This window comes from Flavobacterium sp. UBA4854, assembly GCF_002399805.1.
In the GTDB taxonomy this organism is placed as follows: domain Bacteria; phylum Bacteroidota; class Bacteroidia; order Flavobacteriales; family Flavobacteriaceae; genus Flavobacterium; species Flavobacterium ginsengisoli.
Map to the genome: position 1 here is coordinate 4,326 of NZ_DHEI01000059.1, position 8,499 is coordinate 12,824.

Here is an 8,499-nt window from a genome sequence, read left to right on the forward strand (position 1 = left end):
GAAAACGCTTTTAAACACGGAGTAAACAAAAACACTGGTAATGTTGTAATTGACATTAACTTTAAAGTAAAAGGAGATTATTTATATTTCACAATTTCAAACCCAATGCCCGAATTTACCGTACATAAAGATAATTTTAACAAGTCAAGTGGTATAGGTATTGAAAACGTAAAGAAAAGACTCGAATTAGGATATAATAAAAGTGACTATAAGCTTTCATTTAAAAATAAAAAGAATATTTTTGTCGTTAAACTAGTTATAAAAGTTACTTGACCCCGCCTTTTATAAGTTTAGAAAACTATACCTACAAAAAATCACATACCGGCCAAAAATAACAGTACAAATGAAAATAAAGTGTTTAATTATCGATGATGAGCCATTGGCAATAAACGTTATTAAAAATTATATTGAACAGATTGAAGATTTAGAATTAGTAAATACTTTTAGCAATTCTATTGAAGGATTAAATTTCTTAAAAAACAATACTATAGATGTAATTTTTCTAGACATTAACATGCCTGTTTTGGATGGTATTAATTTTATTAAAAGTTTAGAAAACCCTCCTTTACTTATTATCACAAGTGCTTACGATCAGTTTGCAATTGAGACGTATGAGCTTGATGTTTTAGATTATTTGGTAAAACCAATTGAGTTTCCGAGACTAATGAAAGCGGTAAACAAGATCAACAAACGCCTTAATAATACCACTAAAACACCACAGGAAAATAGTAAAGAGAATCCTTTTATTTTCGTGAAAATCGATAAGAAAAAAATGAAGAAGATTTTCTTGAATGAGATTTTGGTTATCGAAAGTTTAAAAGATTATTTAAAAATCAGCACAACTTCTGGAAAGTTTATCATTCACAGCACTTTATCAGATTTTACAGGATTATTGCCAGAAAGAGATTTTATCAGAATCCATAGATCCTACACGATTGCAATTGATAAAATTGACGCTGTAGAAGGAAACAGCATCGAAATTGAAGGACTTCGATATGTGATTGGAAGATCTTATATAGACGAAGTAAAACAAAAAATCCTTAATTCATCTATATAAAGGTTTAACCGCAAAGCACGCAAGGATTTACGCAAAGTTTTTTTAGCCACAGATTATTAGGATTAAAAGGATTTTTAGAATCTGTGTTAATCTGCATAATCTGTGGCTATATTTTTATATACATAGCTTTGCGAGCTCTGCGTTTTTATCAAGACTTAGAATAAAAAATCTTAGCGACCTTTGCGTAAACCTTAGCGCTCTTTGCGGTTAAAAAAACAAAACTATAAAAAACGAAAATGCGGCCAACCACGACCGCATTTTCTCTCAATTATAGGTAACTAACCAAAATAAACCATGAAATAGTCTATTATCTTTATTGCTGCAAAAAGCACTTAGAAATGATAACGTTTAAACGCCTCAATAGCCGAATAATCTGCTAATCCTAAGCTGTGATATTTTTCTGCAGTCAATCTGTTTCTGTCTTCAACTCGCACCCAAAACTCCCTGCTGTCATCACCTTGAAACATAACACCGTCTTTTTGAGACTGATGATAAAAAATAGCATGTCGTTTCTTTAAAACCTGGTCAGGACTCATTGGTACTGCCATGTCAATTTGGTACGATTCCCATTCATGCCAAGCGCCTCTGTAAAGCCAAACCCAACAATCGTCCATAAAGCTGTTATGTTTTAATCTTTTTAAAGCTTCAAACAAACTGTCTAAACACACTTTATGAGTCCCGTGCGGATCTGCCAAATCTCCTGCGGCATAAATTTGATGCGGTTTTATTCTTTCTATAATATCACACATAATGTTGATATCTGCATCCGAAAGATTATTCTTTTTAACCGTTCCTGTTTCGTAAAACGGAAGATCTAAAAAGTTAACATTAGAATCTGGCAAACCAATGTAACGTGTTGCTCCAAAAGATTCGCTTCTTCTTATTAATCCTTTTAACTTTCTAACTTCTAGTGAATCGATTTCATTTCCTGTTCTGTTCTGAAGAAAATCAATTATTTTGTCCGACATTCTAGAATCTGGATGTAATGCTTTTGAAATTTCAGCAAACTTCAAAGCTTCAACATCTGAAACTGCAATATTTCCAGAAGTCTGATATGCTACATGAACTTCATGTCCTTGTTCTACCAAACGGTCAAAAGTTCCTCCCATAGAAATCACATCATCGTCTGGGTGCGGGCTGAAAATGATAATTCTTTTTCTTTCCGGCGTGGAACGCTCCGGTCTATAAGTATCATCTGCATTGGGTTTTCCGCCCGGCCATCCAGTGATGGTTTGCTGCATTTTATTAAACATTTTAATGTTCAAATCATATGCAGTTCCTTCTTCCGTCAAAAGACTCGACATACCGTTGTCGTTATAATCTTTATCCGTCAGTTTCAGGAAAGGTTTCTTCGTTAACTCACTTAACCAAGCCACCGCTTTTAATTTTAATTCATCTGTCCAAACACAAGACTTAACCAGCCAAGGAGTTTTAACTCTTGTCAATTCAGACGAAGCTTCTGTATCTAGAACAAATGTTGTGTTGTTATGCTCTTGCAAATACGTAGCTGGAACGTGCGAAGAAACTTCTCCTTCGATTGTATTTTTTATAATTCCTGCTTTACTGATTCCCCAGCCAAGCAAAACGATTCTTTTTGCATTTCTAACGGTTCCAATTCCCATTGTAATGGCTTTTCTAGGAACATTATCAATTCCTAAAAAAGAAGAAGCCGCATCGACTCTCGTGATATGATCAAGTGTAATGCTTCTTGTTCCTGAATTTACGTGCGAACCAGGTTCATTAAACCCAATATGCCCTGTTCTACCAATTCCTAAAAGCTGAAAATCTAAACCTCCATAAGAGATAATTTTCATCTCGTAATCAATGCAATATTGCTGTAATTCCTCGGCGCTTACCTGTCCATCAGGAATATTAATATTTTCAGAAGGAATGTTTACGTGATTGAACAAATGTTCGTGCATAAAATGATAATAGCTCTGAATATCATTTTTATCCATCGGATAATATTCATCTAAATTGAAAGTCACAACGTTCTCAAAACTGAGACCTTCTTCTTTATGCATTCTAACTAATTCTTCATAAACCTTAATTGGCGAAGAACCCGTAGCCAAACCTAAAACACAAGGCTCGTTTAGCTCATTTTTTCTCTGAATTAAATTGGCAATTTCCTGCGCTACCAATAAAGAAGCTTCTTGCGACGATTCGAAAATAACATTGTGAATTTTCTCAAAACGTGTTTCTTCAAATTTTCCTGCTTCTCTAAAACCAATATCTTCTTTAATCATTTGCCTTGCCATTTAATTACTAAGATAAAAGTAGAATTATATTATCCGCTTGTACTAAAAATTCGACTAATAACGGCTAAGCTTCGGCAAAAGACAAAATAAGAAAGATAGTTTCTTTGGTGAGATAGTACGCTGATAAAACAGATTCGCTTTATGAAAACACAGATAATAATAGATTTTATTTCATTTTGACAGTGGATTACATTTAATATTCCGTAGGAATATCTCGTCGGTAGAAAAAAATATTGTTTTGGATTGTGTTCAGTAGGAACACCTGATTTCATAAAAATGGAATTTTGCTATATTAATCAAACGTTCCTACAGAACGTATAACCATAACTCAAACTTGATTCTACCGACGAAACATTCCTATGGAATGAATTATTATTGGAAACCTATATTTATTCCAAAACCCCAATTTCGGCAATCGAAACTGTTTGCCCTTTTCCTACAGTCGCTGTGGCAACAAATCTTAAAAATCTAGCTTTTACCGCAGTAAAACTCTTAAGCTGTTCAATTGGATTATGTTTGATATTGGAGAATTCTCCCTCAGATTGTTTCGTCCAAGTAATATTATCTTCGCTCGTATAGAATTCGTAATTCGAAATCAAATTCAAATTATTTCCAACTTGCTGTGGCGTATAAGTAAAGCCATTTATCGTATGCAATTCGCCCATATCAATAATGACTACCTGCGGTAATTTATTTTCATTGTTTCCAAAAGCCCAATCGGTATTTGCATCGCCGTCAATAATTCGTTCAACCGATTTATTGTCTCCGCTTGAAATAGAAATCACTCTCCATTTTTCTTTAGAAACGCCATATTTAGCTGTTTTTACCGCGCTATTAATTTTCTCTTTTGTATTTCTCGAAATAGCTTTTATTTCTACTGCTTTATTATATACGAATGGAGTTTTGTATAAAGTACTTTTTTCTGAAGGATTTTTTCCGTCAAGCGAATAATAAACTGCATTTCCTTCTTCCGATTTAATCGTAACCAAGCCATTTTTATCACGAAGAATTTGAGGTTCTTTTACAAAAGTTGGCGCATTATATGCCTCAATTGCACTAATTACAAATCCTGCTTTTGCATCCAGAATATTTATTCTAAGTGCAGAAGCCGTAACGCGATCTAAACGTAAAATCCTTTTGTAGCCAATTGTCGTTTCGTTGGCAATTGTTTTCCATTGTCCGTCAACTTTTGCTTCGACCGAAAATGCTTTTACACGCTGTCCAAGTTTAATATATTCTTGAAGCAAAACTCTATTGATTGCAGTTGGCTTTTTAAACGTAAATTCAACTGTAGCTTGTTTCACTTTATCGTCAGTTGCCCAATACGTATTTTTATTTCCATCAATAACATTCTGCGGACCGAAATTAGAATCGTTTGCACGAATGTTTGAAGCTTGAACCTGAGTTCCTGCCAATAGTTCTTTTTTGAAATCGGCTTTAATAGTAGCAACCAGTTCTTTCAATCTTGCTTCGTCATTTTCATGAACCAAACCACGAGTATCAACTGGAAGATTTAATAATAAAGTAGCATTTCGTCCAATCGATTCATAATAAATATCGACCATTTCGTCAAGCGAACGCACTTTATCGTCTTCAACAGAATGATAAAACCATCCTGGTCTGATTGAAACATCGGCTTCGCCAGGAACCCATTTTTCTCCGTCTTCGTGTCCAGACATGAATTCGCTATAGTGTACTTTTCCTGCCAACTCATCTTTTTGTCGTAATAAAGACCAATTGGTTTTTCCTGCACGTCCCTCTTCATTTCCAATCCATCTTGCTTCAGATGGTCCAACTCCCCAAACTAGCGTTTTTGGTGCGATATCGTAAATTAATTTATAAGTTTCATCCCAATTATAATAAGTCAGCGAATTGATTTTTCTGGTTTCGTTGGCACCGCCATAATAACCGTCTCCGCCGTTTGCACCGTCAAACCACATTTCGAAAACGTCTCCATAATTCGTCAATAATTCTTTTAACTGATTTCTGAAATACGTGACGTATTCAGGTTTCCCGTATTGAGGATGATTTCTGTCCCAAGGAGAAAGATATAGTCCTAATTTTAAATCGTATTCTTTGCAGGCAGCAGCCAATTCTTTTACCAAATCTCCTTTTCCATTTTCCCAAGGAGAATTTTTTACAGAACGTTCTGTATAAGCTGAAGGCCATAAACAGAAACCGTCATGATGTTTTGCAACTAGAATAATTCCCTTCATTCCCGCCTCTTTTACCACGCGCGCCCACTGGCGAACGTCTAACTGCGACGGATTAAAAAGTTCTGGTGATTCGTCTCCATAACCCCATTCTTTATTTGTGAAAGTATTTAATGAAAAATGTACAAAAGCATAGAATTCCATTTCCTGCCAATCGATCTGTTTCTGTGTCGGAAGCGGTCCAAAAGGCTTTGGTGCATTTGCCAATTCCTGACTTGAAACACTAGAAATTACACCAAAAAGACATAAGGAAAGAAATATTTTTTTCATTGCTGATTTGCTTTAGAATAGTCTATAAAGCATAAATGTAGCATAAATTGAAATCTCTCGAATAGAATTTCGACCAACAACATTTTTTACAGCATTTTGGTACGAAATGATTTTATTTAAATAATCCGTTTGAGTACACTATTTTAAAACAACTGTTTTTTAAAGTTGTCTAAAAAATAAAGCCCAAATCTACAGATTTGGGCTTTATTAGTATATTTTGATTGTAGTCTTACAACTTGAATATTTTATTTACAGAGAAAATGCATTGCTTTAACTATCAAAAGCAATATTAGCTTAGTTGCCAACAACTGCTTTTAAAGCTATATATTTTCCCAGATCTTTAAAGTTATGTCCTTTTTCTCTCATAGCTTTAATGAAAGTTGGCGTTGCACCAACCGCTTTTGCACCCACAATATCATTTAAATCTAGATCTGAAAAACCCAAATCCTTATATTCCTTAACTAAATCTGCAGTGATATTTTGCGATTTTAAAGCTGCAAGATTTTCAGACGAAATGTTTTTATAGCCTACTTTTTCGAATTGACTAACATATTCTGGAGTTACATTTAAAGCTTTTAAAGCAATTAAGTCGTCGTTTGAAAGATCATTATAACCCATTTTCTTAAAAGAATCAATATAAGCTTTATCTATGTTTAAAGTTTTGAAAGCAACAATATTGTCCTCATCTTCTTCTCCATTTTCATTCTTTTTTGTTTTTGCCGAAGAACGGTAATCATTAATATACTTTCCGTCAATATTTTGAGATTTTAAAGTGATCAGATTTTCTGGCGAAACATTTTTATAACCCGATTTAATAATATCTTCAATAAAAGCTTTATCAATGTTTAAGGATTTAAAAGGAATCAGCGTTTCAATATCTATATTTCCAATTCCAGCATCTTTAATAGAATCGATGTAATCTTCACTTACGTTTAAAGCCGCCAACGGAATTACTTGTTCTTTGTCTACATTTTTATACCCTTTTTTATGCAGCATTTTTACATACGACGTTTTTATATTTACAGCAAAGAAAACCATAAGATCTGTATCATCTGCCAATGTAATTCCTTGTGCAGCCATTTCTTTGGCAAAATTTTTATTGCCAACAAACTTATACGTTCCCATTCCGCTGTTTCCGTCAAATTTTCCGGTAAAGTTCATTGTTCCCGCTTCACGCGATAGAGAAAATGTTCCTTGTTTATCTTTTGATAATCCGCTAAACTCGCTAATATCATAAGTATGAGTAGAATGGCTATTCTCGTCGTTTTTAAATTCCATTTCTACCTTATTGCCTTTGATTGTGGCAAACCAGTTTCCTTCAGTTTGAACACCCTTTTGAGTGTTTGGACTCGCTTTAGTTTCTTCGTTTTTAACATTCGAAGTTAGCGTCTGACTTTGCGCTGCCGGTTGATTAAAAAGGCAGGCAAACAATACCAATAATGGTAACAGGAAAAAATATTTCCATGTGGTGTTTACGTTTGATTTTTTTGAATTCATCATAATGATTCGTTTTTTGAGTAATGATTGATTATAGTTAGTTGTAAGACTCAAAGGAAATTGTGGCGCCGCAACTTTAAGCAGGCTAAATTGATAACTTTCTTTTTCTACGCTACCTTGCTGTAGCATTTCGTTATCAGTCAAAAATTCAAGATTACTTTCTAATGCTTTTCGCCATTGCCAAGCAAAAGGATTAAACCACTGAAAAACAAGTACGATTTCTGCAAGCAAAAGATCAATAGTATGTTTTTGCTCAATGTGAATTTTTTCATGCAACAAAATCTGATTGTACGTTTCCCATTCGTATTTTTCAGGATTTATAAAAATATTATTAGCAAAAGAACAAGGTGCTTTATCGCCTGTTATTTCGACAATTCTAAATTTTCCATCCCTAATAATCTCTGATGTGTACGCTCTGTAAAATAATATAACAGCTTGCATTAAAAAATTAAGCGCAAAAACAATAACACCAAACCAGTACAAATACACTATCCACTGCATGACCAAAGCCATATTAAATTGTTGCTTTGTTTCATTTACTAAAACTTCATTTACAGGAAGTGTTTTCAGCTCAACAGTTGGTTCTTTTGCCACTGTTTTTTTTACGGAAGGAATAACTGCAGTTGCTTTTTGTTTTTGAAGGGAGAATTGCTGAGGAATCGGAAGCAACGGCAAAGTAAAAGCTATTAGCATGCACGAAAGCAAAACAAATCTATTCAAGTTATAAAAAGTTTCTTTCTGCAAAAGCACCTTATAAAACATAAGGCAAGCAAAAAGAATAAGCGCTGTGTATAGAATATAAGGTATCATTTAGAATCTTTTTTTATCATGTTTACGATTTCGTCCAATTCTTTTTCGGTTAATTTTTGCTCTTTAGCAAAAAAGGCAAGCATTCGTGGATACGAATTATCAAAATACTGACTCACAACATCTTTCAGCGCAAATTGTTGATATTCTTCTCTTTGAATTACCGGAAAAAAACAATGCATATTCCCTATTGTTTCCCGATTTAGAAACCCTTTTTCTTCTAATATTTTGACAATCGTCGCAACACTATTATAATGTGGTTTCGGATCTGGCAACAATGGAATAATATCTCTGATGAAGGCTTTGTTTAAATCCCAAAAAACCTGCATAATCTGTTCTTCTCGTTTGGCTAATTTTATCATAGTAGAAATCTTTTGACAAATATAACTACTAATTA

At 33.9% G+C, this 8,499-nt stretch carries 5 protein-coding genes and 1 pseudogene; 2 read left to right on the top strand and 4 right to left on the bottom strand.

Annotated elements, in window-relative coordinates; all coding sequences use genetic code 11:
- Together B3J44_RS08815 and B3J44_RS08820 are read left to right on the top strand one after the other, a co-directional pair.
- Positions 1 to 273 (top strand): annotated as a pseudogene (locus B3J44_RS08815) (GHKL domain-containing protein); the annotation flags it as partial.
- Positions 274 to 343: 70 nt separating this feature from the next.
- Positions 344 to 1,057, top strand: coding sequence for a LytR/AlgR family response regulator transcription factor (locus tag B3J44_RS08820; protein WP_198857349.1), 714 nt, complete (start codon positions 344 to 346; stop codon positions 1,055 to 1,057).
- Positions 1,058 to 1,389: 332 nt separating this feature from the next.
- On the opposite strand, the gene nagB is transcribed toward B3J44_RS08820, so the two are convergent.
- From nagB to B3J44_RS08840, 4 genes are all read right to left on the bottom strand, one after another.
- Positions 1,390 to 3,303, bottom strand: coding sequence for a glucosamine-6-phosphate deaminase (nagB, locus tag B3J44_RS08825; RefSeq protein WP_198857350.1), 1,914 nt, complete (start codon positions 3,301 to 3,303; stop codon positions 1,390 to 1,392).
- Between the two features lie 401 nt (positions 3,304 to 3,704).
- Positions 3,705 to 5,798, bottom strand: a complete 2,094-nt coding sequence (locus B3J44_RS08830; RefSeq protein WP_286967869.1) for an alpha-L-fucosidase — start codon at positions 5,796 to 5,798, stop codon at positions 3,705 to 3,707.
- 294 nt (positions 5,799 to 6,092) lie between these two features.
- On the bottom strand, positions 6,093 to 8,105 hold the full coding sequence (locus B3J44_RS08835; protein WP_286967871.1) for a M56 family metallopeptidase: 2,013 nt from the start codon (positions 8,103 to 8,105) through the stop codon (positions 6,093 to 6,095).
- Positions 8,102 to 8,499: BlaI/MecI/CopY family transcriptional regulator (locus B3J44_RS08840; protein WP_286967873.1), on the bottom strand; the 398-nt coding region annotated here is incomplete at its 5' end. The genes B3J44_RS08835 and B3J44_RS08840, both read right to left, overlap by 4 nt.

Bases quoted from the DNA above. Each gene is read 5' to 3' on its own strand.
- B3J44_RS08820 (WP_198857349.1), top strand. From the start codon at position 344: ATGAAAATAAAGTGTTTAATTATCGATGATGAGCCATTGGCAATAAAC.
- B3J44_RS08835 (WP_286967871.1), bottom strand. From the start codon at position 8,105: ATGATACCTTATATTCTATACACAGCGCTTATTCTTTTTGCTTGCCTT.
- nagB (WP_198857350.1), bottom strand. From the start codon at position 3,303: ATGATTAAAGAAGATATTGGTTTTAGAGAAGCAGGAAAATTTGAAGAA.
- B3J44_RS08830 (WP_286967869.1), bottom strand. From the start codon at position 5,798: ATGAAAAAAATATTTCTTTCCTTATGTCTTTTTGGTGTAATTTCTAGT.